Genomic DNA, 24,339 nt, shown 5'->3' with positions numbered 1-24,339 from the left:
AAGGGTGGCGCCGCCGAGGCTGCTCCGCCGCGGGGCGTCGGTCGTATAGTTGCAGCATGACGCGCTCCCCGCGAGGAACGAACCCCCTGGCCGTGGTCGCCGCGCTGGCCGTCGCTGCGCTCCCCGCGGGCGAGGCGGCGGGGCAGGGGGGCCGGATCGATTGGGACGCCGCACGCGAGCGGATGGTCGCCGCCGCCGTCGAGGACGCCGGCGTCGGCAATCCGCGTGTCCTCAAGGCGATGCGCGCCACGCCCCGGCACGAGTTCGTGCCGCTCGCGCAGCGGCGGCTGGCTTACCACGACATGGCCCTGCCGATCGGAGCGAGCCAGACGATCTCGCCGCCGTTCGTGGTGGCTTACATGACCGAGCAGATCGACCCGCAGCCTACCGACCGGGTGCTCGAGATCGGCACCGGATCGGGCTACCAAGCCGCGGTCCTCGCGCCGCTGGTGGACGAGGTGTACTCGATCGAGATCGTGCCGTCGCTCGGCAAACGGGCGGCCCGCACGCTCCAGCGGCTCGGCTACGAGAACGTGCACACCCGCGTGGGCGACGGGTACCAAGGCTGGCCCGAGGCGGCGCCCTTCGACAAGATCATCGTCACTTGCTCGCCGGAGGAGCCGCCGCCGCGGCTGGTCGAGCAGCTCGCCGAAGGGGGCACAATGATCATCCCGATCGGCGAGCGTTTCCAGCAGAACCTCACGCTGCTGAAGAAAGTCGACGGCCAACTCAGAGCCGAACCGCTCCGCGCGACGCTGTTCGTCCCGATGACCGGCGCCGCCGAGGAGCGCCGGGCCGTGAAGCCCGACCCGGCGCGCCCCTCGATCACCAACGGGTCGTTCGAGGAACTCGCCGACAGCGACGTCGAAGAACCACGCCCGGCCGGCTGGCACTACATCCGCCAGGCCGAACTCGTCGGCGGCGCCGCCGACGGCGAGCGGTGCCTGCGGTTCAGCAATTCCGAGCCCGGGTTGGGCAGTCAGGCGCTACAGGGGTTCGCTGTGGATGGCCGCGAGGTGCGGCAGTTGGACGTCAGTTTCGAAGCCCGTGGAAACGGCATTCGATACGGCCAAACTGTCTCGCAGTGGCCCTATGTGGTTGTCACGTATTACGACGAACGCCGCGTTTGGCTTGGCGACGACACCATCGGTCCCCTGCGCGGATCGTTCGACTGGCGCGAGTGGCGGGGCCGGATGGAGGTTCCCCCTCGGGCTAGGGAAGCGGGTCTGCGGATTGGGTTGCTGGGGGCGATTGGCGAGCTGTGGATCGACGACGTGCGGGTCGCTGCGGCGGAAGTGGACTGAAATTTGCTCTGGAGCGGCGACGCAACCCACCAATTTTGCCCACTCACCAAAAGCCCCGTAGTTGCTTGAAGTTGTGTGGTCGGCTGCTATCTTGCATCCTCGGCGACCCGTAAACGTACCGGGTCGCAAGGATGCCGCTTTGATTGTTCACCGGAGGAGACTTCCAACATGCTGAGTAGACTAAAGATGACGCCCCGCTTGTTCCTGACCCTGGCGGCTTCCGCCGCGGTCGCCTTGACCGGCTCATCGGCCGACGCCTTCTGGGCGAGCTTCGGCGGTTCCCACGGTTCGGCGGGCAGCTACGGTTCGGCGGGCGGATACGGCTCGGCGGGCAGCTACGGCGGCCACGCAAGCTACGGCAGCGCCGGCAGCTACGGCAGCGCCGGAAGTTACGGGAGCGCAGGCAGCTACGGGAGCGCAGGCAGCTACGGAGGATACGCGAGCCACGGGTCGGCGGGCGCTTACGCTTCGCATGGGGGCCACCACGTCGGGCCGATCCGGCGGCTGGTCGCCCACATCCGCGCCAAGCACGCTGCGCGGGCGTCGCACGGCTCGTACGGTTCGGACGGCGGTTACGCGTCGCACGGTTCGGCTGGCGGGTACGTGACGTCGTACGCCTCGGCGGGTTCGCACGGCTCGACCGGCGGCCACGTGATTTCGGCGCCTGCCTACGGCAGCGCCGGCTCGCACGGCAGCGCGGGCTCTTACGGGGGTCACGTCGTCAGCGGCTTGCAGGTTTCCGCAAAGCCGGTGGTGACCGACTCGATCGCCGCCTCGAGCACGAGCGGCACGCTCAACGTCCGCGTTCCGGCCGATGCGGTCGTGTACGTGAACGACCACAAGACCACCAGCACCGGCGCGGCGCGCAACTACGTGTCGCACGGCCTGGAGCAGGGCAAGTCGTACCAGTACCGCGTGCGGGTGGAGTACACGCGTGACGGCGAGAAGGTCGTCGACACGAAGGTCGCTACGGTAGTCGGCGGCGGCTCGGCCGATCTTGCTTTCGGCCCCGCCCAAGCGACCGCCGCCGCGGAAGAGACCCCCGAGACGAAGCTCACGCTGAGCGTTCCGGCCGACGCCCAAGTGAAACTGGCTGGGGTGTCGACCAGTCAGACCGGCCCCGAGCGCGAGTACCTGACCACGCGGCTGCCCGCCGGCGGCACGTGGGACGACTACCAGATCGAGGTGACGCACGACGGCGACTCGCAGCAGCGGACGATCACGCTCGTTGGCGGCGAGACCCAGCACGTGGTGTTCGATTTCGACGGCGGCGCGTCCGACACCGCCGAGACGTCGAACGACGCCGACCGCGTGGCCGCTCGCTGACCCGCGGCCTCGCCACGCGACAGTAAAGACCGTACGACCCCCGTTCCGGCATTGATCGGAACGGGGGTTTTCTCTTTGCTACATGCCTCGCCCCGGGGCGCCGGCCCCGACGCAACGATGCTAGCAGGCCGCGTCGCGGCGAAGTCCGACCCCGCCGGGCGTATGAGCAGCTCCAAGAGCAAGAAGCGACGCCCCGCCGAGGCCGGCCAACCAAGCCAGACGCCGGCCCCGGCCGAAGGGGGCTCGCCGCCGATCTGGGTCCGATCGGTTGTGAGCGCGATCGTCGTTTGGCACGTGCTTGTGGTGTTCCTGGCGCCGCTGTCGGTGCCGCCTGCGTCGCAACTGGTGGTGGACATCGCTCAGTCGCCCGCGGTGCGCTGGTACACCGACTCGCTCTACCTGAATCACGGCTACCACTTCTTCGGGCCCGATCCCCCGATCAATCAACTGGTGCGTTACCGGGTTGCCGACCAGGCCGGCCAGGTCGTCGCCGAGGGGCAGTTCCCCAGCACCGCGGACCAGTGGCCGCGGCTGCTTTACCACCGCCACATGATGCTGGCCGACCAGGCCGCCCTCGGGCCGCCCGACCTGTCGGCCCAAGAGTGGCTCGAGTTGTCGCTGAAGGCCTACGCGCGGCGGTTGCTGCGGGTCCACAGCGGCGATTCGGCGCGGGTCGATTACGTGCGGCACCAGCCCCTCGCCCCCGCCGCGGTCCTGGCGGGCGAGGATGCCAACGCGGCGGGCCTGTTCGTGTCCGGGATGAGCGCGGAACAACGCGCGGCCGACCTCGAAGCGCCCCTGCCGGTGCCCCCGCCGCCGACCCCCGCGCCGCCCCCCGAAGAGGCGATCCCGGCGGGTGAGGTGCTTCCCCCGGGAGGGCTGTGATGAAATCCGCGATCCTCTCCGTGCAGGAGTACTTCGTCGGGCTCGGCGCCGCGTGGGACCGTTTCTGGTTCGCTCCGCGTGACCCGGCCGTGCTGTGCGTGATCCGGATCGTGACCGGGCTTCTGCTGCTTTGGACGCACGCCGTTTGGTCGCTCGACCTGCTCGCTTTCTTCGGCCCCGAAGGCTGGATCCCGCCGGAGATGACCGACCGGCTCCACGCCCATCGGATGGCGGTCGGTTTCTTTGGCTACGTCACCGCGCCGTGGGCCGTTTGGACGTTCCACGCGGCGAGCCTGACCGCGTTCTTCCTGCTGACGATCGGCCTCTTCAGCCGCGTGGCGGCCGTGTGGGCGTACCTCGCGGCGCTGCAGTACGCGCTGCACATCACGCCCGGCGCGTTCTTCGGCCTCGACAAGATAAACCTTCTCCTTGCGCTCTATCTGATGCTCGGCCCGTGCGGCGCCCGGTACAGCGTCGACCGCTGGCTCCGCGTCCGGCGCGGCGTCGAGCCGGCCGACCCGGACGAACTGCCCGAATCGTGGACCGCCAATTTGGCGGTCCGATTGATCCAGGTCCACCTGTGCGTGGTCTACCTGTTCGGCGGCCTCGGCAAGCTGCAGGGCGACCTGTGGTGGGACGGCGCCGCCACGTGGTTCGCCGTGGCGAACGTCGAGTACCGGTCGCTCGACATGACCTGGCTCGCGGGCCACTTATGGCTGTCCGAACTGCTCGCCCACGCGACCGTGTTCTTCGAGCTGTTCTATTGCTGTTTGGTGTGGAACCGCTGGACACGGCCGCTGGTGCTACTGACGGCGCTGGGCGTGCACGGCTTCATCGGCTTGGCGATGGGAATGCCCGAGTTCTCCCTCGCCATGCTCACGGCCAACGCCGCGTTCTTGCCGACGGGCCTCGTACGCGGCCTGCTCGACCCGATCGGCCGCCGCCTCGACGCGCTGGGGCCGACGGCGGGCGCCGACGCCGAAGAAGCCGAGTGAGGGGGGCAGGGCAGGGCAGGGGTGGCGCGTTGCCTCGCTCCCCTTTTCCCCTTTTCCGCCTTCCGCTTTCGCCCTGCGGTCGGTCCGCCACCGCCCGCACGGCTCACCGACCGGGGCCAGCCTTCGGCTGGCTCCGCGCGAACCCCCGGCTTAAACTGCCGTTCTAAGGTTCTGCCTTGAGCGCCGGCCCCCTGTTCGGCGCCACCAGCCGATTCACCTCGAGAGTCCCAAGTGTTCGAGACGATTGCTATTGTCGGCGCGACCGGCGCCGTGGGCGGGATCATCCGCAAGCTGCTCGAAGAGCGGCGGTTCCCGCACGGGCGGATCAAGTTCCTCGCGTCGGCCCGATCGGCCGGCTCCACAATCTCCTTCGGCGGCCAGGAGCACACGGTCGAGGAGCTCACGCCCGACGCGTTCCGCGGCGTCGACCTGGCGATCGGCAGCACCCCCGACCCCATCGCCAAAGAGTTCGTCCCCTGGGCGCGGGAGGCCGGCTGTGTGGTGGTCGACGAGAGCGGCTTCTGGCGGATGGACCCCGAGGTCCCGCTGGTTGTGCCCGAGGTGAACCCCGACGCAGCGCTCGCCCACAAGGGAGTCATCGCCAGCCCCAATTGCAGCACCACCCAGATGGTCCTGGCGATGAAGCCGCTCCACGACACGGGCCGCGTCCGCCGCGTGGTCGTGAGCACTTACCAGGCGACCAGCGGCGCCGGCGTGGCGGGGCAGAAGGAATTGATCGACTCCTCGAAGGCCTCGCTCGAGGGGGCCGACTACAAGCCCTCGGCGTTCGCCCACTCGATCGGCTTCAACCTGATCCCGCAGATCGGTTCGGAGAAGCAAGCGGGCTACACGTCCGAAGAGATGAAGATGGTGTACGAGACCCAGAAGATCTTCGGCGACGCGTCGATCCGTGTCTGCCCGACCTGCGTGCGGGTGCCGGTGAGCAACTGCCACAGCGAGAGCATCCTGGTCGAGACCGAGCGGAAGATCACCGTCGAGGAAGCGCGCGAGCTGTTCGCCGCCACGCCGGGACTTCGGGTTGTCGACGACCTGCCCTCCGGCAAGTACCCGATGCCCAAGGACTGCGACGGCTCGGACGACACCTTCATCGGCCGCATCCGCGAGGACCTCTCGTGCGACAACGGCTTGGCGTTCTGGTGCGTGAGCGACAACCTCCGCAAGGGCGCGGCGACCAACGCGGTGCAGATCGCGGAGTTGTTGGCGGAGCGCGCGGCGGCGGTGTGAGTCTCCACGAGGGGAGCGCAGACATGTCGAAGATCAGAACGCCGAGCGGCGCCGCGGTGGCGAAACGAGCGTCGGCGAGGCTCGACATCCGGTGAGCGGCGATCGCCCCACGCGCTGGCTCAAGCTCACCGTCGCCTACGACGGCGCACGCTACGCCGGTTACCAGTTCCAGCCGAGCGAGCCGACGATCCAAGCCGCGCTGCAGGACGCCTGGCGCACGATCACGCGCGAAGTGCCATCGCTCACCGCCAGCGGCCGCACCGACGCCGGCGTGCACGCCGAGGGGCAGGTCGTGGGCGTGGAGACCCGCTGCGAGCTCGAGCCCCGGCGCCTGCTCCGCGGCCTCAACGCGCTGCTGCCGGACGACGTCGTCGTCCGCGCGGTCGACCCCGCGCCGGACGGCTTCCACGCCACGCACGACGCGATCCGCAAGACCTACCGCTACCAGATCCACACGGGCGCGGTCCCGCCGCTGTTCGACCGGCCGTACGTGTGGCACTACCGCGCCGGCGAGCTCGACGCGGCCGCGATGGGGCAGGGCGGGGTGCTCCTCGTAGGGCGGCACGACTTCGCTTCGCTGGAGTCGGCCGGCTCGGAGCGCTCCAGCACCGTCCGCACGATCACCGAGCTGACCGTGGCCGAGCGAGCCGCCGACGGCGGCCAGCGGATCGACATCACGGTCACCGGCGACGGCTTCCTCTACAACATGGTCCGCACGATCGCCGGCACGCTGGTCGAAGTCGGCCGCGGCGCCCGCCCGCCGGAGTGGGTCGCCGACGTGCTCGCCGCCCGAAACCGCGACGCGGCCGGGCCGACCGCGCCGGCGATGGGTCTGGTGCTGGAGCGGGTCGATTATGCGTGAACGCGTTCGCAAGGGCCTCCGAGGGCTGATGCCCTCGGCTCGGGACAGGCTGGCCGAGGACCCCGTTCCTTCGGCCTGTTGCTGACTTTGCCGGTCAGATAAACTGTAAGTCTCGGCGGGAAACGGACTTCGGGACACCTGGCAGCGAGGGCGGCGCGTGGCGGCTAAGAACGAGATTGTTGGCGACTACCGCCTGTATCACCTGATCCGCGCGGGCGCCGTGTATGAGATCTGGGCCGTGCGGCGCGTGTCCGGGTCCGACGCGTTCGCGATGAAGTGGCTGCCCAAAGACAGCAGCAAGTACAGCAGCCAAGCTGTCAAGGAGCTCAAGCACGAGTTCACCGTTGGCAAGGCGCTGGACCACCCGTCGTGCATCACCACGTACGACTACGGCTCCGGCAGCAACGGCGCTTGGCTGCTGATGGAGTTCTTCAAGACCCCGAACCTCAAACAGCAGATCACGGCCAACGTGAAGGCCCTGCAGTGGCGCGTGAAGGACGTGCTCACCAACGCCGCCGCCGGGCTCGCGCACATGCACGAGCGGGGCTGGGTGCACCGCGACATCAAGCCGGACAATTACCTCATCAACGAAGAGAACGACGTCCGGCTGATCGACTTCACGATCGCCGCCAAGCGCTCCAGCGGGCTCGGCAAGCTCCTCGGCGGCAAGGTCAAGGTCCAGGGCACGTACAGCTACATGTCGCCCGAGCAGATCCGGGGGCAGGGGGTCGACCCGCGGGACGACGTGTACAGCTTCGGCTGCCTCGCCTACGAGCTCCTGGCGGGCAAGCTCCCCTTCACGGCCAACTCGCCGCAGGAGCTGCTGCAGCGTCACCTGAAGAGCCGGCCGCCTTCGCTCACGGTCATCGACAAGAACATCCACCCGGACTTCGCGAACTACGTCGCGCAGATGCTCGCCAAGACACGCGAGGAGCGCCCCCAGTCGATGAAAGAAGTCATGGTGCAGATCAAGAGCCAGCCGGTCTTCTACACGCAACCCGACAAGCCCAAGCCAGAAGAAGAGCAACCCGCCGACGCGGCAGAAGATTGATCGCGCGCCCGCCCGAGGGTGGCCTGTGACGAGTGGCTCGTAGCCCGTCACTCGCAGAAGACAGCACAAATCACGGCGTCCGACCCCCAGCCGCCAGCCACGAGCCACCAACCACAAGCCACCAACAGACATGCCCACCGGCCCCGCCCTCGAATTCGAACAGCCCCTCGTTGAGCTCGAAGCCGAAGTCCACCGGCTCGAGTCGCTCGCCGACAAGACGCCCGAGCAACACGAGGAACTCCGCGCCACGCGCCGCCGCTTGGCCGAGGCCACGCGCGACGTGTACAGCGGCCTCGACGCTTGGGACACGGTGCGCGTCGCGCGGCTCGCCGAGCGCCCCAAGTTCACCGACTACGTCGAGCTGGTCTTCGACGAGTTCGTCGAGCTGCACGGCGACAAGTTCTTCGGCGACGACCGCGCCCTCCGGACCGGCTTCGCCAAGCTCGACGGCCTCAAGGTGATGCTCGTGGGGCACCACAAGGGCAAGACCTTCAAGGAACGCACCGAGTGCTACTTCGGCTGCGCGCACCCGGAAGGCTACCGCAAGGCGATGAGCAAAATGAAGATGGCCGCCAAGTACGGCGTGCCGATCGTCTGCCTCGTCGACACGCCCGGCGCTTACCCCGGCATCGGCGCCGAGGAGCGGGGCCAGGCGCAGGTGATCGCCCAGAGCATGCTCGAGATGTCGCGCCTGCCCACGCCGATCGTCTGCGTGGTGATCGGCGAGGGGGGCTCCGGCGGCGCGCTGGGCATCGGGGTCGGGGACCGCGTGGCGGTGCTTGAGCACGCCTACTACTCGGTCATCAGCCCGGAGGGCTGCGCGGGCATCCTCTGGAAGAGCCACGACTACGCCGACCAGGCGGCCAGGGCGCTGCAGCTCACGTCGGGGCGGCTCAAGGAGCTCGGCGCGATCGACGACGTCATCGAAGAACCGCTCGGCGGCGCCCACCGCGACCACTACCAGATGGCCGCGCGGCTGAAGCAGTACCTCACCAAGCAGATACGCGAGCTTTGCGACAAGCCGCGCGACACGCTGCTCGCCGAGCGGTACGAGAAGTTCCGCCGGATCGGGCAGTTCGTGGAGGGGATCGAGTAGGGAGCGCCGTGAAGAAGTCCACGCTCCGTGTCGCGGCGGCGCTGGCCGCTGTTGTGCTCGTCGTCGTCGGCGCCGCCGCGTGGCGGTTCTTTGCGGAGCGACACGCCGTGGGCCAGTTGCTCGCGACCGGCGCCTCGGTGGCTTTCGATTCGGACCTGTGGGACCGCGAAGTCTTCGCCCACCACCGCGTCCACTCGACTGATGAACGTGACCCGATTGGCTTGATGTATCGGCACTGGACCGGGGCGCCTTCGCCATGGGATCCGTCATCGGCGGATCCTGCCACGGGTAAAGCCCCATGGGGCTTCGTGCGTCTGGTGAGCCTTGTCAACGACGAGTCAGTCAACGCATTGCTCAACTATCAGAATGCGTTCGATAAGGTCGAAGAACTTTGGTTGGACAAGGGGGTGACCGACGCGGCTGCTGCCCGTCTGTTCGCCGCGATCAACAGCGGCGTGTTCGACGTTCGAGGGTGCAGGTGCTACGCGACCCTCGCCAGACAATCGACACTAGACTCCCTGCTTACTATTCGCTTGCGGACGCTGTTCCTTGGACCGCATTCGATCGAGGGCGTCGATCTGTCTCGGTTCGCCGAGTCGAGTATTGAAGGGCTTTGGCTTCTCGATTGGGACGAAGCCGCCGACGCTCCGGCGGCCAACGGCTACGACGCCGAGTGCTTCGCGTCTATCGCAGCGAACCCGAGGCTGCGATCGTTGTGCGTTAGGGGCGTGTCGATCACGGGCCGCATGGCAGAGGCGCTCGCTTCGGCGTCTCAACTGCAATGGCTGCGGTTGGACCAATGCCCGATAGCGACTGACGCCCATCGTGTGATCGACACACAGCTGGATCCGCAAGTCGATTTCGCAATGAAGGCGGTCGATGAGTCGGACTTGGAGTGAGCGTGCCGCCCTCCTCGCGATCGCGCTCTGGGCCTGGCTCGCGATGATGCTCACGCACGAGCTCGGCCACGTGCTCGCCGCTTGGGCCACCGGCGGCGCGATCGTGTCGGTCGAGCTCCGGCCCGGTTGGCTGTCGCACACGCTGGTGCGGCCCAATCCGGCGCCGAGCACGGTGCTCTGGGGCGGCTTCCTGTGCGGTTGGCTCGCGCCGCTGCTGTCGGCGCCGTGGTGGCGGATTGAGCGTGGGCTGATCGGCCCCGCGCTACGGGCTTGGACCGCGTTCTGTTGGCTCGCAGGCGGGGTCTACTTGGCGATCGGCGGCGGCGAGCGGCTCACCGACACGGGCCAGTTGCTGCTCGCTGGCTGGCCACACTGGCTGCTGGTCGTCGTTGGCGTGGTCGTGGCTGCGGTCGGTTTTGCGGCCTCGCGCCGGGCGTGGACCGCGATCGACAAGCGGCTCGAAGCCGAGCCGCTCGGCTGGCGTGCAACCGCTGGTTGGTGGCTGTGGCTCGCTGTTTGGATCGCGGGTCAGGGCGCCGCCCACGGGCTGCTCAACGGATCGCTCGGCCAGGGCTGATCCCGGGGACGAACGTCCGATAATCTTTGTTATGTTCGTTTCGGGGCGGATTTTGCCGCCGATTCGAGGGATTGAGTGTCGCCGCGCCGCACCCCGTCGAGCGGCCCACGACGCCGGCTCGAGGAGCATCGGCGCCACGCGGCGACTATACTCGGCCCCGCTCATCCGATGCGCCGCCGACCTCTTGGACCGCCGCTATGAAACCGCTCCGATCGTCGCTCGGGGGCGCCGTGTGCGTGCTCCTGATCGCCACGCAAGCTCGCGCGCAGCGCTTCACCGACGTGACGCTCGCCGCGGGCATCACCCACGTGCACGCCACGCCCGAAGCGATTGCCGCGCTGCCCGGCGAGTCGTTCATGGCCGGCGGCGTGGCGGCCGGCGACTTCACCGGCGACGGCCTCGTCGATCTGGTCTTCACGCGGCTGGGCGCGCCCGACTTGCTGTACCGCAACCTGGGCGGAACGTTCGAGCCGATGACCCTCGCGGCCGGCTTCACGACCGCGACCGACACCAACGGCGTGGCCTCCGGCGACTTCGACAACGACGGCGACCTCGACCTCTACATGACCGGCGTCTACACGACACGCAACTACCTGTACGTGAACAACGGCGCCGGCGTGTTCACCGACGCGGGGCCGGATCACTCCGCCGCGGTCGCGACCGGCGCCACACGGTTCGGGCAGGGGGTGTCGTTCGGTGATTACAACGCCGATGGCCTGCTAGACATCGTGACCGCCGCGTGGGGCGACAGCACGGACAACAGCCACTCGCGGCTGCTGAAGAACCTCGGCCCCGAGGGCGGCTGGGCCTTCGACGACGTGACCGACGCCGCCGGGCTGGATGTGTTCCGCGGCGCCCGCAGCTACCGCTTCTCCCCGCGCCTGGTCGACCTCGACCGCGACGGGCACGCCGATCTGCCAATCGCTTCGGACTTCATGACCAGCCAGCTCTTCTGGTCCGACGGCCAGGGCGGATTCGTCGACGGCACGCTCCCGTCGGGTGTGGGCACCGACCTCAACGGGATGGGCTCGACCTTCGGCGACTACGACGGCGACGGCGACCTCGACTGGTTCATCACCAACATCACCAACTCGCCCGACAACCCCGGCGCGCACGGCGGGTGGAACCGCCTGTACCGCAACGACGGCGACCGGCGGTTCACCGACGTGACCGGGCCGGCCGGCGTGCGCGACTCGCGCTGGGCGTGGGGCACGTCGTTCTTCGACTACGACAACGACGGCGACCTCGACCTGGTCGCCACCAACGGCTGGAACGGGACCGGCTGGGCCGACGATCAGACCAAGCTGTGGCGCAACGACGACGGCGTCTTCACCGACGCGTCGACCGAGGAGGGCGTCGTCGACCGGCTCCAGGGCCGCGGACTGGCTCACCTAGACTACGACGGCGACGGCGACCTCGACTTGGTGGTCATCAACAACGCGGCCGCGCCGGTCCTCTACCGCAACGACGGACCGGTCGGCGGCCACCTGCGGGTCCAAACGCGCGGCGTGCAGAGCAACCGCGACGGCGTCGGCGCGTGGATCACCGTCACGCCCGACGCCGGCTCGCCGTCCGAGCGGATGGTCTGGGAAGTCGACGGCGGCAGCAGCTTCCTCAGCCAGAACGAGCGGACCGCGCACTTCGGCCTCGGCGACCACGAGGGGCCGGTCGACCTCGTCACAGTCGTTTGGCCGAGCGGCCAAGTGCAACAGATCTTCGGCCTGGACTCCAATCAAACGATCCTAGCAATCGAAGCCGACACCGCCGAAGTCGCCGACTTCAACCACGACGGCCGGGTCGACGCGGCAGACTACACCCTGTGGCGCGACGCCCGAGGCCACTCGGGTCCGCACCCGGCCGACGCGAGTGGCGACTCACTCGTCGACGCGACCGACTACCTCGCGTGGGTCGGCCAGTACGGGCGACCCGCCCCCCTGCCCGGCTCGCAGGCGCCGGAACCCTCCGGCGCTTGGCTAGCCCTGGCCGCGGCGCCATGGTGGTGGGCCAGGCGGCGCCGCTAACAACGGGCGCCGCGTTCCCTCCACGCGTCCCGCCGGGCCCTCCATGGACGAACCGATCACGATCCGCCGCGCGGACCTCGACTCCGAGACCGACGCGGCCGCGTACCTGGCGATGCTCGACGCCTACGCCAGCGACCCGATGGGCGACGGCAAACCGCTGCCAGACGACGTGCGCGAGCGCCTCGTCCCGGGCCTCCGCGCCCACCCGACCACGCTGGTGTGGCTAGCGCTCGCCGGCGACCGGCCTGTCGGCGTGCTGACCGCTTTCGTCGGATTCTCCACCTTCAAAGCCAAGCCGCTGATCAACCTCCACGACGTGGCCGTCATGCCCGAGGCCCGCGGCCGCGGCGTGGCCCGCCAGCTGCTCGCCGCCGTCGAAGAGCACGCGCGCGCCACCGGCTGTTGCCGGCTCACGCTCGAGGTGCTCCAAGGCAACCCAGCCAAACGGCTCTACGAGTCGATCGGCTTCCACCAAGCCGAGCACGCCAACGGCGCCGGCGGCGCGTTGTTCTACGTGAAGGCGATTTAGAGGGCTGTCGGCTATCGGCCGATAGCGATGCCTCTCGAGCTTCACGCCTCACGCCTCACGCGTCTCTCATTCCGGCCACTTCGGCCAGCTCGCTTGTTGGGCGGGCGTGCGGGCGGGCGCCGCGTCGGTGGTTGGCCAGCCTCCCTGGGCGGGCGCTTGCGGCTGCCAGCTCGGCGCCGAGGGCGCCGGCGCTGCGCCCCAAGCCGGCGCCGGTGCGGCAGGGGCCGGGCTCCCCGAGTCGGGCCAGCCGCCGCCCGAGGGCCACCCGCCCGGCGAGGCCGGCTGGCCGATCGCGGGGGCGTGGTTCTGAGGCGAGTCGAGCTCGCTGCCCAGGCGGTCGAGGTAGGGGCCCACCACCTGGTGGACCTCTGGCGGGAAGAGCGTGTCGGTCTCGTCGACCAGTCGCGCGATGTAGTAGCCCGACCGCGACGCGACGATCTGCTGCTTCATCTGGCCGGGCACGAAAGCGAGCGTCATCGCGAAGAACGTCACCGCGACACACCACAGCACGCCACGCGCGAAGCCGATGATCGCGCCCATCTGGTGGTCGAAGCCCTCCATTTTCACGCTGTCGATCGCGTTGCGGACCATTCGGAACAGCATCCAGATCACGAACGAAGTCCCGACGTAGATCAGCAGCATCGCGACGAACTTGTTCGCCGGCGGGTTCACGAACGTGATCTGCGGCGCGACGCGGTCGGCGAACCGCACGGCCACGAAATAGCTAGCAACAAACGAAGCGATGTAAGCCACCTGCCACGCCATCCCCTTGAAGTAGCCGTAAAGGGTCAGGCCGCCGAGGATGGCGATCATCAACAGGTCGTAGGTGGCCATTTCGGAGGCTGGAGGCTGGAGACCGGAGGCGACAGGGTCGCGGAGTCTAGCTGGTCGATTGCGGACGCCGAATACCGACTTGCGACGCTATCGCCAACAGCAACCATCTCGTGTTCCCCCGCAACGGTGGATTGACTACGGTCCCTCCCGTCTCCGGCCTCCCGCCTGCCGCCTCCCCCATGGCCGACTTCCGCACGCACGTGACGTTCTCCAGCGCCATCGGCGCGGGGTACGCCGTGGTGGGGTCGGGGCTGGGGTTCGACCTGTCGACCTCGCTCGTGGCGGGCGGGCTGTGTGGGGTGTCGGGCATGCTGCCCGACGTCGACAGCGACTCGGGCATCCCGCGGCGCGAGGCGATGTCCTTCGCCGCGGCGATCGCGCCGATGCTGCTGATGGACCGATTCCGCGAGTTCGACCTCGCCCACGACCAGGTCGTGCTGCTGGCCGCCGGCATGTACTTCGGCGTGCGGTTCCTCGGCGCCAACCTGATTGGCCGCTTCAGCACACACCGCGGCATGTGGCACAGCATCCCGGCGGTGCTGATCTTCGCCGGGCTGGCCTTCCTCGCCAGCAGCCCGACCAACGTGTTCGACCGCTACCTCAAGGCCATCGCGGTCGGCCTGGGGTCGCTGAGCCACCTGCTGCTAGACGAGATCTACAGCGTCGACACCCGCGGCGTGGTGCCGCGGCTCAAGAAGTCGTTCGGCACCGCGATCAAGCTGTGGGGCAAGGACCCCTGGGCCAACTTCTCGACCTACACGAAGCTGGCCGTCGTGACGCTCGCCGTGCTGATGGAACCGATGGTCGTCGAGCGGCTCGAGCTACGCGACCCGGCCTTCGCGGAGCGCATGCGGATCGCCGCGGATCGCGTCGAGGGCGCCCGGCAACGGCTTGCGCAGGCGCGTTCGGACGCCGCCCCCCCTGGTGACCGGGTGATCAAGGAAAATCCTAGATTTCCTTTGCCGACCGCCGCCCCGGCACGCTCAACTACGCCGGTGGCGCCGCTGCGACCCGAGTGGTTCGCCCCCCCTCCGGCCCGCGACGCCGCGTTCGCCCCCAGCCGCAGCGACACGCAGCGCTGAGTCGCCGCGCTGAGTCCTCCCCTGCCCACTGCAGGCCCGCTCCCGCCATCGTGAAGAGTGGCTCATGGCCGCCGCGGTCATTGACCTGCGCTTCGATCGCGAGCCGTTGCACCGACGGATCGCCGAGTCCATCACCAAGCTCTACACCGACCCCTCCGCCCCCACGGCGACGCGCCTCGCCCTGCACGTGTTCTGGCGCGAGGAGGGGCTGCGGATCGCGATCGACACCGATCGCGGCGCCCCGGAAGACGACCCCTCGCGCTACAGCCACCCGTCGTTCGCGGCTTATCAGTTCGCGTGTTGCCCGGCCATCCTTCCGACAACCGGGCAGGTTCGCGTTGTCGAAGTGACCGGGGCGGCGCACGATATCGACCTTGCCGCCCAAGGCGATGCGGCCGTCGAGCGTCGCCTGCTCCCCAGCCTGATCGGCTACCTCAAAGACTTCTCGCAGTGGCCGCGGCTGCGGCGCGAAGGGCAGCTCCGCGCGGGCGTGGTGATGAGCGTCGGGGGCCAGGCGACGTTCTTCGACGCGTAGCCTTCACCGCGTCGGCGACTCCACCAGCAGCGTCACCGGCCCCTCGTTGACCAGGTGAACCCGCATCTCCGTGCGGAAGCGGCCGGTCGCTACCCGCACCCCCTGCCCTTCGACTAGCGCGACGACGCGCTCGTAAAGCGGCTCGGCCGCGTCCGGCGGCGCGGCGCCAACGAAGCTCGGGCGCTTGCCTTTGCGGCAGTCGCCCAGCAGCGTGAACTGGCTCACGAGGAGCATCTCGCCGGCCGTGTCGACCAGCGAGCGGTTCATCTTGCCGGCGTCGTCTTCCAACACACGCAGGCCGACGAGCTTGTCGGCCATCCACCGCGCGTCGGCCTCGGTGTCGCCGTGGGCCACGCCCAACAGCACAGCGAGCCCGGGGCCAATCTGGCCGACGACCTCCCCGTCGACGACGACGCTCGCCTCGCTGACACGCTGAACAACGGCTTTCATGTCGGATATTTGAACCGCCAAGACGCCAAGAGCGCCAAGGGCGCCAAGAAGCGGCGGCGCCGACGAATCGAGCATCGGGAGCGTACTGCAGCGGCCCGGTTGCTTCGGCGCTAGGCGGCTGCGCCGACGAAGACCATCCTAGGGGGCCCGAGGCGCTTGGCCTTGGCGGCCTTGGCGCTCTTGGCGTCTTGGCGGTTTCTCTAACCCGCGTCGCGACGCCTTGGACACCGTTCTGCTTACTTACTACTGCGTGGCGATCGTCGCGGTTTCCGTGGCCGGGGGGCTGCTGCCCCGGTGGCTGCCGATGACGCACCGGCGCACCGAGCTGGTCGTCAGTTTCGTCGCGGGGACGATGCTCGGCGTAGCCGCGCTGCACCTGCTGCCGCACGCGTTGGCGACCGCCGGGCCCGACTCGGCCAGCCCGGCGCGCGTCATGCGGTGGGTGCTTGGGGGCTTCCTTGCGATGTTCCTCATCGAACGCTTCTTCTGCTTCCACCACCACGACCTCGAAGATTCCGACCAGGCCGAGACCCACGAGCCCAGCGCGTCCCACGGGTGCGGCCACGACCACTCGCACAGCGAGCACTCGCTCAGCTGGAGCGGCGCCGCGATGGGGCTCACTCTCCACAGCCTGCTGGCCGGCGTGGCCCTGGCCGCGAGCGTGCGCCACGCGCCCGACGGCGCGTGGATCGCCGGCCTGGGGGCGTTCGTCGCGATCGTGCTCCACAAGCCGCTCGACGCGATGACGATCACCGTGCTGATGCGGCACGGCGGCTGGTCGGCCGGCGCGCAGGCGGTCGCCAACGCTCTGTTCGCGGCGGCCGTGCCGCTGGGGGTCGCCCTCTACCACCTCGGGGTGGCGCCGCCGGGCGAGGGGGGGCCGAGCTTCGCGGCGGGGCTGGCGTTCTCGGCCGGTGTGTTCTTGTGCGTGGCGATGAGCGACCTGCTGCCCGAGCTGCAGTTCCACGACCACGATCGTGTTGCGCTGTCGCTCGCACTGGTCGCGGGCTTGGCCGTCGCGGAAGTCGCCGGCCGGCTCGAAACGCACAACCACGCGGCGGCGGCCGGCGGGGCGCCCCAGAACTCTGTCGCGCCGGCCGAGGGCGGCGACTCGGCCGCTCAGCCCGACGAGCGGAACGCGTCGTAGCTCATGTAGCCGAGGATCGCCGCGGCAATCGCGAAGCCGATGTCCATGACCACGCTGGCCCCTCCGAATGGCACGCCCAAGATTGGGTCGAGCCCAAACGCCAGCAACATCCCAGCGGCGATCACCATGCCGAATATCGACATCGCCTTTGCCATGGATCCGCTGGTTCGGTGGGGACGAAGGGGCACGGCCCGACCGGGCCGAGTCGCCACTATAGTTACCCAAGATTGCCCGTAACAGCCATTCCCCCCAGCCGCTCACATCGGGATGCCGGAGAATCGTCGGGCGGACGAGTTGGTTGTATCGATTGGACCGAAGACCCCGCCGCGGGGCGCCGCAGAGGGGCATCCACGAATCACGCAACGGCTCGCGTCAGCGAGCCGCGTCAGGCGGGGCGAGCTGGGCCACCCGCTCGGCGTTGGCTTGGACGCGTCGGCCGTCGGCCGCCCACAGGGCCGCCGCTCCGTCGGGCTGGCCGGCCGCGTAGCGGCACGCCGCGCGGCGGGCGCCGGACTCGCGCCACCACGACCACAAGCCCTCCGCCCGGCCCTGTTCGTACACGCCGTGCACCGCGAGCTGGCCGTTCTCGTGCCACCAGCGGGCCTCGCCAACCGCGTGGCCGAAGCGATACTCGACCGAAAGCTTCTTCTGACCGTTGGGCCACCAGGCTTCTCGGCGACCGTGGCGGAGCTCGGCGCCCGACTCCTCGAACCGCGCGAGGCACAGCCGCCACGGGTCGTCGGCTTCGGCGACTCTGGCCGGCGGGCCGAGCCACTCTTCGCGGGATTTTTCCGCTCCAGAAGGGTACTGCTCAACGCGGGTCAGTTGCCGGCGGCCCGCCTCGTAGACCGCGACCGTTTGCGGCTCGCCACGCTGGTCGGTGGTTTCGAGCGGTCCCTCCATCACGCCGTGGCTGAACGCTTGGCGGGAGAACGCCGCGCCGTCCGGCTGGTAGAGCACCGCGCTGCCGTGCCGCAGGCCGTCGCGGAGCGGGACCTCGGCGGCGGTGCGGCCGTCGGCCGCGATGATCCGCCACACGCCGTGCGGCCGCCCGTTGCGGTACTCGGCCTGAGACAGAAAGGGCCCCTCGAACGCACGAAACGGGGCAGAGGCAAGCAGCGGCGCGTCGGCCGCCGTCGCCCAACGCCGCCAAACGCCCGTGGCCTCGCCCCACGCGTAGCGGCCCTGGCCAATTAGCTGGCCCGCGGCGTCCCACTCGCGGTACGCGCCGTGGTTCACGTAGTCGCCCGCTTGGTTCAGCCGCACCTCGCGGTAGACCCGCACGCGGCCCTGCTGGTCGCGTTGCTGGATCACCTCGTGCTCGGGGGCGGCCGGTTCGTGCGGGCGCACGCCGCCCGTCTGGTCGGCGGCGCCGGGTCCAGCGGCCGCCAGAACAGCGAGCAGAGCGGCGATCGATCGCACGAGCATAGAGCGACTAGCGGCTTGTCGACGGCGTCCACGCGCGACCGTCCTCAGCGACCATCGGCTCGCCCGGCCGCCGGGTTCGGAGCGATCGCCGCGGCCGCGGCGACCCGCGCGACGGCGCCCCCTTCGCCAACCCGCGCGACCCGCCCGTCCGGCAAACTGGCCGGGGGGCTGGTGTCGCTGCCGGCGCGGGGCTCCTAGAATCCACGGTCTCAGCGCCCCCCATTCTCCCGCCGAGCCTGCCCTCCCGATGCCCGACCCCCCCGCCCTGCCCCGCCTCGCGGTGACGATGGGCGATCCGTCGGGCGTGGGCCCGGAGGTGGTCGCGGCCGTGTGGGGTCATCCATGTGTGTGGAGCGCGTGCCGGCCGATCGTCTTCGGCGACGCGGCCCTCCTGGCCCGCGCCGCTACGCTCCGCGGCTTGCCGACCAAGTGCCGGCCGGCCGGAACTCCAGAAGAGGCGTTCCAGATCGCGTCGCCGGAAGTCATGCCGTGCGTCGCCGGCGAGTCGCTCGACGGCCGGGCGATCCAGCCCGGCGTGGTGACAGCCGCCACCGGCGAAGCGGCTTACCAGGCGGTGGTCGCGGCCGCCCGCCTGGCCCTCGACGGCGGCTGCGAGGGCCTCGTCACTGCGCCGCTGAGCAAGTCCGCGCTGCACGCGGCGGGGCGCGACTACCCGGGGCACACCGAGTTGCTCGCCGAGCTGTGCGGCGTCGACGACTTCGCGATGATGCTCTATCTGCCGCGAGAGTTCGCCCCGAAAACCCGCGCCGGATTGGGCGTCATCCACACGACGCTGCACACCTCGATGCGGGGGGCGATCGACGCGCTGAGCGAAGAATCAATCTTCCAGAAGTGCCGCCTGGCGCACCAAGCGGCCATCGCGTACGGCGTGCCGGCGCCGCGGATCGGCGTGGCGGCGCTCAACCCCCACGCGGGCGAAGGGGGGCTGTTCGGCGACGAGGAGCAGCGCCTCATCGCCCCGGCCGTCGAGGCCGCCCGCCGCGCCGGAGTCGACGCCAGCGGGCCCCACCCGGTCGACACGCTGATGGGCCGCGCGGTCGAGGGGGAATTCGACGCGGTCGTCGCGATGTACCACGACCAAGGCCACATCGCGCTGAAGCTGCTCGGCATGCACGGCGCGGTCAACGTGACCCTCGGCCTGCCGATCGTGCGGACGAGCGTCGCCCACGGCACCGCGCCAGACAAGGCCTGGCGCGGCGTCGCCCAGACCAGCGGCATGCTGTCCGCGATCGACTACGCCGGGCGGCTCGCCGCCCACCGCGCCGGATGACCCCCCTGCCCTTCCGCGACTGCCGATGACCCCACCCGTCCAGCGTGTGTGCGTTTACTGCGCGTCGAGCCGCTCGGCCGATCCGCGCTTCGCGATGGCCGCGGGCGACCTCGGCCGCCTGCTCGCGACCCGGCGCGTGACGATTGTCTACGGCGGCGGCGCCGTCGGCTCGATGGGCGCGCTCGCCGACGGCGCGCTGGGCGAGGGGGGCCACGTAGTCGGCGTGCTGCCGAACTTCATGCACGAGATCGAGTGGGGCCACCCCCGCCTGAGCGAGCTGCGCCTGGTCGCCGACATGCACGAGCGGAAACGCACGATGCTCCACGGGGTCGACGCGGCCGTGGCCCTGCCCGGCGGGTGCGGCACGCTCGAGGAGTTGCTCGAGGTGATCACGTGGAAGCGCCTCGGCTTGTTCCACAAGCCGATCGTGCTGGTCAACACGCTGGGCTACTACGACGGCCTGATCGGCGTGTTGAACCGTGCGGTCGACGACCGGTTCATGAACCCAGAGCACCGCGCGATGTGGACGATCGTCGACACCGCCGACCAGGTGCTCAACGCGATCCAAACGGCCCCGAAGTGGGACGAGTCAGCCCGAGCGTTCGCCGTCCCCTAGGGACGGTCGCTCCGGGGTTTCGTCGTGCCGCCTCCGGCCGCCTCCCTACCGCCTACGGCCTACAGCCTACAGCCTCCCCCAATGTCCCTCATCGACCTGCCCGCCGACGGCGACTGCTTGTTGTATCTAATCCGCCACGGCGCCACGCCGCCGAACCTCGTCGACCCGCCCGTCATGCAAGGCGCCGGGATCGACGAGCCGCTCGCGGAGATCGGCCGCCGGCAAGCCGCGCGGGCCGCGGCCGCGCTCTCCGGTCGCCCGCTCCGCGCGGTCTACAGCAGCCCGCTGCTGCGTGCGACCGAGACCGCCCAGGTCATCGCCGACAAGCACGGCCTGGCGGTGACTCCGGTCGACGCGGTGAAGGAAGTCGAGGTCGGCCGCTGGGAGGGGAGCAACTGGGCCGACGTCGAAAAGAACGACCCGGAGAACTACGCCGCTTTCCGCCGCGACCCGGGCTCTCACGGCTACCCCGGCGGCGAATCGCTGCAAGACCTGCTCGACCGCGTCGCGCCGACGCTCGAGGAGCTGATGAACCGCCACGCGGGCGAAGAGATCGCCGTGGTCGCGCACAGCGTGGTGAACCGCGTCTACATGGGCTCGCTGCTCGGCGTGTCGTTTGCCGAAGGCTATTGGCTGCCCCAAGCGAACTGCGGCATCAACGTGGTCCGCTACCGCAAGGGGGCGGCGAAATTGGTCTCGTTCAACTCCGTGGCGCACCTGCTTTGAGGGGAAGCCCCCCGCGAGCGCCGTTCTCACTTCACCGAGCCCCCGCCCGCTCCGGCGACGGCCGTCCTTTGGCGCCGGGCTTCGGCGAGTTGCAGCTCGCGGTCGGTCTCGTCGATCCAGTCTTGTTCGGGCGGCTCGTACGCGAACGCCGACGGGTTGACCCGCACACCGGTCTGCAAGCCGCCCAGCTCTAGCCGCAACAGCGGGCGTTGGCTCGAGCGCAGGCGCTCGGTGTCGCTCAGGCCGTCGGCCGACAGCGGGTCGCCCGCGGCGCGGTACTCCACGAGCCGGGGCATCAGCCCCTGCTCTTCCAGAGCGACCGCCACGTGGTGCGGCGCGCGGTCGGCGGGGGCGCCGGCCGGTGAATCGTTCCGCCAGTAGCCGATCATCGCCACCACGTACTCGTCCGCCAGCCGCATCCGGCGCGGATCGCCGAAGCGAAAGGCGTCGTTCAGCCCCGCCAGCAGCATCGGCACGCCGCCGAAGCGCGGGTAAGCCTCCGCGTCGATGGCGCCGTCGAGGGCCCGGCGGACGCGCCGCAGGTCGACGCGGGTCACCGCCCGCTGGAGCGAGTCGGCGGTAGGCCCCCAGGTCAGGTCGGTCCACAAGAAGCGGCTGTCGGAGACCCGGATCAGGCGCGTGGGCTGGCCGGCCAGCGAGCCGGTCAACTCCAACCGGAAGCGCCGGTCTTCGTCCGAGCCGGTCTGCTGGTACACGCCGGTGAGCTCGGTCGAGCGGCGCTGGATCACGCCCACCTGGCGCCAATTCCCTGCGATCGACCGGTGCCGCCCGATCGCCACCAGGGCCGACGCGAGCAGGCGGTTGCCCGGCCCGTCGGCCACGGCGGCCCCGCCTGCTGTTGAGCTCTCCGCCGCTAGCTGCGGGGGCAGCTCGATCACCGGCGAGCCCATCGGGTCGGCGGCGGCCTCCTCGAGGTTGCCGACGACCGCCCGGTCGGTCGCCTCGAGTCCGTAGTACAGCACGCCGCCGGCGGCGAGCAGCACGAGCACGCGCAGAGCCCAGCGTCCACGCGGCGCGGAGGGTTTCTGGCTGGGCGCCTTGGTCGTCATGTGCGGGTTTTGCCGCTTTCACCAAAGAAGCGTGTTCTGCGGGGCCGAACCTATGGCCTGGGGAAGCACACTCCCCGCGCCACGGCCGCGCCTGACGCGGGAGCTTACGAGCCGCGACGCCCAGGCGTCCACGGCAATCGCCCACACCAGAACACCGATGCGAAACCCGCGACGCCGGCAGGAAGCCGGCCCACAACCGCGGGCGAGCCGAACACGCCGAGGGGGGAGAGCGATGCGTGTCGAGAAACTATTCGTTGGCGCCGTGCTAGCGGCCGCGTTGGCCGCCGTTGGGTGCCACCACAAGCTGGCCTACAACCTGCCGCCCGCCCAGCAACTGATGCACCCGGGGCCGGGCGTCGGGGGCCCCGGACCGGGCGTGATCCCGCCGCCAACAGGCATGATGGGCGCCGCGACGCCGGCCCCCTACGGCCCCGGCGGCACGCCGCCGTGTGAGGTCACTCCGTGCCAGTACTGCGAGGGCGGGTCGTGCCCGATCGGCGGCGGCGGCTGCGTGGCCGGCGCCGGCGGCATGGTCGCTGGCGGGGGCGCGTCGCAGATCCACTTCGTCGGCCAAGACGGACTGACTATCAACTGGGACGTGTCCGGCGCGGGCCTGTTCGACTCGGCCGCGCTGTTCGTGCCCGGCCGGCAAGACTTCCAGCAGGGCGCCATCTACCGGCTGCGGCTCAGCAACATCCCGGGCCGCGAGGGCGTGACGCTCTACCCGACCCTGGAGGTCGCCCCCGTCACGCCGCGTACCGACGCGTTCCTCGCCCACGCGGCGATCCCGGTGCAGTTCACCGAGGAAGACTTCGACCAGGTGATGAGCGGCAACTTCGTCACCAAGGTGATCTACCTGCCGGACCCCGAGTTCCAAGAGCTCGCCCTGTCCGGCGTCGAGACGCTCGTCAGCACGCGGCTCGATCCGGGCGTGGACCCGGTCGCCGAGGCGGACCGCCGCGGCTCGATCCTCGCGGTGCTGCGGATCGGCAGCAAGGACCTCAACCCGGTCGCCGGCGGCTACGAGTCCGGCGTGATGCCGGCCCAGTACAGCCAAGGCGGCGAGGGGGGCTGCCCCGACGGGTCGTGTGCTCCTGGCGCCGGCGGCGCCGGAGGGGGCATGCCGCTGGGCATGCCGACCGGCGGCATGAGCCCCGGCCCCGTGCCGCCGCACCTGGTGGCCGGCGCGCCGCAGTGGGGCATGCCCTACACCGGCACGCCGATCGGCCTGCCCGGCCCGCCGCACATCCCCTTGGGGGCGCCGGCCGGCCTGCAGAAGCACGTGATGCACAACCGCACCCGCACGGTGCTGCCGCCGCCGACCGACGTGATGAAGGTCTCGGTGAAGCACCGCCCGGGCATGAACTACCCCCGGCCGGTCAACCACATCCACATCGACGAGGTGAACCGCGGCCACGTCACGCTGCCGGGCCACGGCACCGTGAACGCCCCGCTGCGGGCCGCCATCGGCGCCCACCTGCAAGGCGCCCACGCCGGGGCGGGCGACCCGTACTGCGACCCGGCCTACAGCGAGTGATCCGTCCGCAGGTCGTAACTTTCCTAAAGCCTGCCGCCTAGAGCCTGATTTTCTCATGACAACGGTCCGTCCTCTCAGATGTGTCCCGCGAAAGCGAGACCTTGCCGCTGGCGGCGCGATGCTGCTTGTGGTGCTGGGCGCGACTTGGCCGAGTTTGCCTCTCTCGGCCGCTGAGCCGCCGAAGCACTGGCTTCACGCCGGGGCGATGCCTCCGGGAGCGATTGGAAACCAGCGGCTTCTGAGAGGCGGACCGTTGTCCGGATACACCCAGCCGGTCGAGCTACGCACGCCCTCCGGGGTGAGCGTCGCGACGGCCGGGCCCACGGGCGAGTCGACCACCGCCAGCGAGCGGCTGAAGGTCGGCCTGCAAGTGGGCGCCGTCTACCGCTTCAAAGCCGAGGGGATCCCCGGCTACGAGTCGGTCGCGGTCTACCCGACGGTCGAACTCATCGACCGCACCTACCCGCCCTGCGGGCGCGAGGCCGAGTTCCCGATGCCGATCGAGCTGACGCTCGAGGACTTGCGTCTGGCGGCCCAGGGGGCGTTCGTCACGCGGGTCGTGTACGTCGAGGACCCAAAGACCGCCCTGCCGGTCTCCGAGGAGCAGCTCGGCGGCCAGCAATGGTTCGAGGCCCGCCCGGGCGACGACCCGCTGGTGGTCGCCGACGAGCTCGGCCGCCCGGTGGCGATAGTGCGCCTCGGCGCGCGAACGACCGGCCCGGTCGCCCAAGCGGCCTACGCCGAGCCGGTGATGATGCACTGAGAACATGATCGATTCACCACGACGCTCACGACGAACACGGCGGCGCCAGTCGTCGTGAGCGTCGTGTTCG

25 protein-coding genes are annotated in these 24,339 nt (G+C 70.0%); 20 read left to right on the top strand and 5 right to left on the bottom strand.

Going from position 1 to position 24,339, the window contains the following annotated elements; all coding sequences use genetic code 11:
• The first annotated feature begins 56 nt into the window (after positions 1-56).
• The 12 genes from RIC11_RS02715 to RIC11_RS02660 all read left to right on the top strand — a co-directional run bounded on the left by RIC11_RS02715 (position 57) and on the right by RIC11_RS02660 (position 12,790).
• Positions 57-1,304 carry a protein-L-isoaspartate(D-aspartate) O-methyltransferase gene (locus RIC11_RS02715; RefSeq protein WP_350208295.1) on the top strand — a complete coding sequence of 416 codons (1,248 nt, stop codon included), beginning with the start codon at positions 57-59 and terminating at the stop codon, positions 1,302-1,304.
• A 168-nt stretch (positions 1,305-1,472) separates the two neighbouring features.
• Entirely contained in the window at positions 1,473-2,630 is a 1,158-nt protein-coding gene (locus tag RIC11_RS02710) for a TIGR03000 domain-containing protein (protein WP_350208294.1), read from the top strand.
• A 162-nt stretch (positions 2,631-2,792) separates the two neighbouring features.
• Positions 2,793-3,515, top strand: a complete 723-nt coding sequence (locus RIC11_RS02705) for a hypothetical protein (RefSeq protein WP_350208293.1) — start codon at positions 2,793-2,795, stop codon at positions 3,513-3,515.
• Positions 3,515-4,510 (top strand): HTTM domain-containing protein, encoded by a 996-nt coding sequence (locus RIC11_RS02700; RefSeq protein ID WP_350208292.1) that lies wholly within the window; start codon positions 3,515-3,517, stop codon positions 4,508-4,510. Before RIC11_RS02705 ends, RIC11_RS02700 begins: the two co-directional genes overlap by 1 nt.
• 231 nt (positions 4,511-4,741) lie before the next feature.
• Entirely contained in the window at positions 4,742-5,755 is a 1,014-nt protein-coding gene (locus RIC11_RS02695; RefSeq protein WP_350208291.1) for an aspartate-semialdehyde dehydrogenase, read from the top strand.
• 91 nt (positions 5,756-5,846) lie between these two features.
• Positions 5,847-6,617 carry a tRNA pseudouridine(38-40) synthase TruA gene (gene truA / locus RIC11_RS02690; protein WP_350208290.1) on the top strand — a complete coding sequence of 257 codons (771 nt, stop codon included), beginning with the start codon at positions 5,847-5,849 and terminating at the stop codon, positions 6,615-6,617.
• 157 nt (positions 6,618-6,774) lie between these two features.
• Positions 6,775-7,668 carry a serine/threonine protein kinase gene (locus tag RIC11_RS02685; protein ID WP_350208289.1) on the top strand — a complete coding sequence of 298 codons (894 nt, stop codon included), beginning with the start codon at positions 6,775-6,777 and terminating at the stop codon, positions 7,666-7,668.
• 130 nt (positions 7,669-7,798) lie between these two features.
• Positions 7,799-8,764, top strand: a complete 966-nt coding sequence (locus RIC11_RS02680) for an acetyl-CoA carboxylase carboxyltransferase subunit alpha (RefSeq protein WP_350208288.1) — start codon at positions 7,799-7,801, stop codon at positions 8,762-8,764.
• Positions 8,765-8,772: 8 nt separating this feature from the next.
• Positions 8,773-9,663 carry a hypothetical protein gene (locus RIC11_RS02675; protein ID WP_350208287.1) on the top strand — a complete coding sequence of 297 codons (891 nt, stop codon included), beginning with the start codon at positions 8,773-8,775 and terminating at the stop codon, positions 9,661-9,663.
• A complete protein-coding gene (locus RIC11_RS02670; protein ID WP_350208286.1) occupies positions 9,644-10,240 on the top strand; it encodes a hypothetical protein in 597 nt (198 codons plus the stop codon). The genes RIC11_RS02675 and RIC11_RS02670 overlap by 20 nt, the downstream gene beginning before the upstream one ends.
• A gap of 197 nt (positions 10,241-10,437) precedes the next feature.
• Positions 10,438-12,261, top strand: coding sequence for a CRTAC1 family protein (locus tag RIC11_RS02665; RefSeq protein ID WP_350208285.1), 1,824 nt, complete (start codon positions 10,438-10,440; stop codon positions 12,259-12,261).
• 43 nt (positions 12,262-12,304) lie between these two features.
• Positions 12,305-12,790, top strand: coding sequence for a GNAT family N-acetyltransferase (locus tag RIC11_RS02660; protein WP_350208284.1), 486 nt, complete (start codon positions 12,305-12,307; stop codon positions 12,788-12,790).
• Between the two features lie 66 nt (positions 12,791-12,856).
• Here RIC11_RS02660 and RIC11_RS02655 read toward each other — a convergent pair whose 3' ends face one another.
• Positions 12,857-13,624: a CvpA family protein gene (locus RIC11_RS02655; protein WP_350208283.1), complete on the bottom strand. Its 768-nt coding sequence runs from the start codon at positions 13,622-13,624 to the stop codon at positions 12,857-12,859.
• A gap of 179 nt (positions 13,625-13,803) precedes the next feature.
• Between RIC11_RS02655 and RIC11_RS02650 the strand changes: the two genes are divergently transcribed.
• Complete coding sequence (locus tag RIC11_RS02650; RefSeq protein WP_350208282.1) at positions 13,804-14,706, top strand: metal-dependent hydrolase; 903 nt, start codon at positions 13,804-13,806, stop codon at positions 14,704-14,706.
• A 64-nt stretch (positions 14,707-14,770) separates the two neighbouring features.
• Positions 14,771-15,241, top strand: coding sequence for a hypothetical protein (locus RIC11_RS02645; protein ID WP_350208281.1), 471 nt, complete (start codon positions 14,771-14,773; stop codon positions 15,239-15,241).
• Between the two features lie 3 nt (positions 15,242-15,244).
• Here RIC11_RS02645 and dtd read toward each other — a convergent pair whose 3' ends face one another.
• Positions 15,245-15,691, bottom strand: coding sequence for a D-aminoacyl-tRNA deacylase (dtd, locus tag RIC11_RS02640; protein ID WP_350208280.1), 447 nt, complete (start codon positions 15,689-15,691; stop codon positions 15,245-15,247).
• A gap of 220 nt (positions 15,692-15,911) precedes the next feature.
• On the opposite strand from dtd, the gene RIC11_RS02635 reads away from it, so the two are divergent.
• Positions 15,912-16,838 carry a ZIP family metal transporter gene (locus RIC11_RS02635; RefSeq protein WP_350208279.1) on the top strand — a complete coding sequence of 309 codons (927 nt, stop codon included), beginning with the start codon at positions 15,912-15,914 and terminating at the stop codon, positions 16,836-16,838.
• On the opposite strand, the gene RIC11_RS02630 is transcribed toward RIC11_RS02635, so the two are convergent.
• Both RIC11_RS02630 and RIC11_RS02625 read right to left on the bottom strand, forming a co-directional pair.
• The gene (locus tag RIC11_RS02630) at positions 16,811-16,993 is read right to left on the bottom strand and encodes a hypothetical protein (protein WP_350208278.1); all 183 of its coding nucleotides are present in this window, start codon (positions 16,991-16,993) and stop codon (positions 16,811-16,813) included. The genes RIC11_RS02635 and RIC11_RS02630 overlap by 28 nt on opposite strands.
• A gap of 217 nt (positions 16,994-17,210) precedes the next feature.
• The gene (locus RIC11_RS02625; protein WP_350208277.1) at positions 17,211-18,266 is read right to left on the bottom strand and encodes a toxin-antitoxin system YwqK family antitoxin; all 1,056 of its coding nucleotides are present in this window, start codon (positions 18,264-18,266) and stop codon (positions 17,211-17,213) included.
• Positions 18,267-18,513: 247 nt separating this feature from the next.
• Here RIC11_RS02625 and pdxA point away from each other — a divergent pair, with 247 nt between their 5' ends.
• The 3 genes from pdxA to RIC11_RS02610 all read left to right on the top strand — a co-directional run bounded on the left by pdxA (position 18,514) and on the right by RIC11_RS02610 (position 20,899).
• A complete protein-coding gene (gene pdxA, locus RIC11_RS02620; protein WP_350208276.1) occupies positions 18,514-19,557 on the top strand; it encodes a 4-hydroxythreonine-4-phosphate dehydrogenase PdxA in 1,044 nt (347 codons plus the stop codon).
• A gap of 25 nt (positions 19,558-19,582) precedes the next feature.
• On the top strand, positions 19,583-20,173 hold the full coding sequence (locus tag RIC11_RS02615; RefSeq protein WP_350208275.1) for an LOG family protein: 591 nt from the start codon (positions 19,583-19,585) through the stop codon (positions 20,171-20,173).
• An 81-nt stretch (positions 20,174-20,254) separates the two neighbouring features.
• On the top strand, positions 20,255-20,899 hold the full coding sequence (locus tag RIC11_RS02610) for a histidine phosphatase family protein (RefSeq protein WP_350208274.1): 645 nt from the start codon (positions 20,255-20,257) through the stop codon (positions 20,897-20,899).
• Positions 20,900-20,925: 26 nt separating this feature from the next.
• Here the strand turns inward: RIC11_RS02610 and RIC11_RS02605 are convergent, their stop codons facing one another.
• Complete coding sequence (locus tag RIC11_RS02605; RefSeq protein ID WP_350208273.1) at positions 20,926-21,969, bottom strand: hypothetical protein; 1,044 nt, start codon at positions 21,967-21,969, stop codon at positions 20,926-20,928.
• Between the two features lie 232 nt (positions 21,970-22,201).
• Here RIC11_RS02605 and RIC11_RS02600 point away from each other — a divergent pair, with 232 nt between their 5' ends.
• The gene (locus RIC11_RS02600) at positions 22,202-23,506 is read left to right on the top strand and encodes a hypothetical protein (RefSeq protein ID WP_350208272.1); all 1,305 of its coding nucleotides are present in this window, start codon (positions 22,202-22,204) and stop codon (positions 23,504-23,506) included.
• A gap of 253 nt (positions 23,507-23,759) precedes the next feature.
• Positions 23,760-24,269, top strand: a complete 510-nt coding sequence (locus tag RIC11_RS02595; RefSeq protein WP_350208271.1) for a hypothetical protein — start codon at positions 23,760-23,762, stop codon at positions 24,267-24,269.
• The last annotated feature ends 70 nt before the right edge of the window (positions 24,270-24,339 follow it).

Origin of the sequence: Botrimarina sp. (assembly GCF_040219535.1) — a bacterium.
Classification (GTDB): domain Bacteria; phylum Planctomycetota; class Planctomycetia; order Pirellulales; family Lacipirellulaceae; genus Botrimarina.
This window is presented reverse-complemented; position numbering and strand designations above follow the sequence as displayed.

Excerpts from the sequence above, each read along its gene's own strand:
- RIC11_RS02715 (WP_350208295.1), top strand. The coding sequence starts at position 57 with ATGACGCGCTCCCCGCGAGGAACGAACCCCCTGGCCGTGGTCGCCGCG.
- RIC11_RS02710 (WP_350208294.1), top strand. The coding sequence starts at position 1,473 with ATGCTGAGTAGACTAAAGATGACGCCCCGCTTGTTCCTGACCCTGGCG.
- RIC11_RS02705 (WP_350208293.1), top strand. The coding sequence starts at position 2,793 with ATGAGCAGCTCCAAGAGCAAGAAGCGACGCCCCGCCGAGGCCGGCCAA.
- RIC11_RS02700 (WP_350208292.1), top strand. The coding sequence starts at position 3,515 with ATGAAATCCGCGATCCTCTCCGTGCAGGAGTACTTCGTCGGGCTCGGC.
- RIC11_RS02680 (WP_350208288.1), top strand. The coding sequence starts at position 7,799 with ATGCCCACCGGCCCCGCCCTCGAATTCGAACAGCCCCTCGTTGAGCTC.
- RIC11_RS02670 (WP_350208286.1), top strand. The coding sequence starts at position 9,644 with ATGAGTCGGACTTGGAGTGAGCGTGCCGCCCTCCTCGCGATCGCGCTC.
- RIC11_RS02665 (WP_350208285.1), top strand. The coding sequence starts at position 10,438 with ATGAAACCGCTCCGATCGTCGCTCGGGGGCGCCGTGTGCGTGCTCCTG.
- RIC11_RS02660 (WP_350208284.1), top strand. The coding sequence starts at position 12,305 with ATGGACGAACCGATCACGATCCGCCGCGCGGACCTCGACTCCGAGACC.
- RIC11_RS02655 (WP_350208283.1), bottom strand. The coding sequence starts at position 13,624 with ATGGCCACCTACGACCTGTTGATGATCGCCATCCTCGGCGGCCTGACC.
- RIC11_RS02650 (WP_350208282.1), top strand. The coding sequence starts at position 13,804 with ATGGCCGACTTCCGCACGCACGTGACGTTCTCCAGCGCCATCGGCGCG.
- RIC11_RS02645 (WP_350208281.1), top strand. The coding sequence starts at position 14,771 with ATGGCCGCCGCGGTCATTGACCTGCGCTTCGATCGCGAGCCGTTGCAC.
- dtd (WP_350208280.1), bottom strand. The coding sequence starts at position 15,691 with ATGAAAGCCGTTGTTCAGCGTGTCAGCGAGGCGAGCGTCGTCGTCGAC.
- RIC11_RS02630 (WP_350208278.1), bottom strand. The coding sequence starts at position 16,993 with ATGGCAAAGGCGATGTCGATATTCGGCATGGTGATCGCCGCTGGGATG.
- RIC11_RS02625 (WP_350208277.1), bottom strand. The coding sequence starts at position 18,266 with ATGCTCGTGCGATCGATCGCCGCTCTGCTCGCTGTTCTGGCGGCCGCT.
- pdxA (WP_350208276.1), top strand. The coding sequence starts at position 18,514 with ATGCCCGACCCCCCCGCCCTGCCCCGCCTCGCGGTGACGATGGGCGAT.
- RIC11_RS02615 (WP_350208275.1), top strand. The coding sequence starts at position 19,583 with ATGACCCCACCCGTCCAGCGTGTGTGCGTTTACTGCGCGTCGAGCCGC.
- RIC11_RS02610 (WP_350208274.1), top strand. The coding sequence starts at position 20,255 with ATGTCCCTCATCGACCTGCCCGCCGACGGCGACTGCTTGTTGTATCTA.
- RIC11_RS02605 (WP_350208273.1), bottom strand. The coding sequence starts at position 21,969 with ATGACGACCAAGGCGCCCAGCCAGAAACCCTCCGCGCCGCGTGGACGC.
- RIC11_RS02600 (WP_350208272.1), top strand. The coding sequence starts at position 22,202 with ATGCGTGTCGAGAAACTATTCGTTGGCGCCGTGCTAGCGGCCGCGTTG.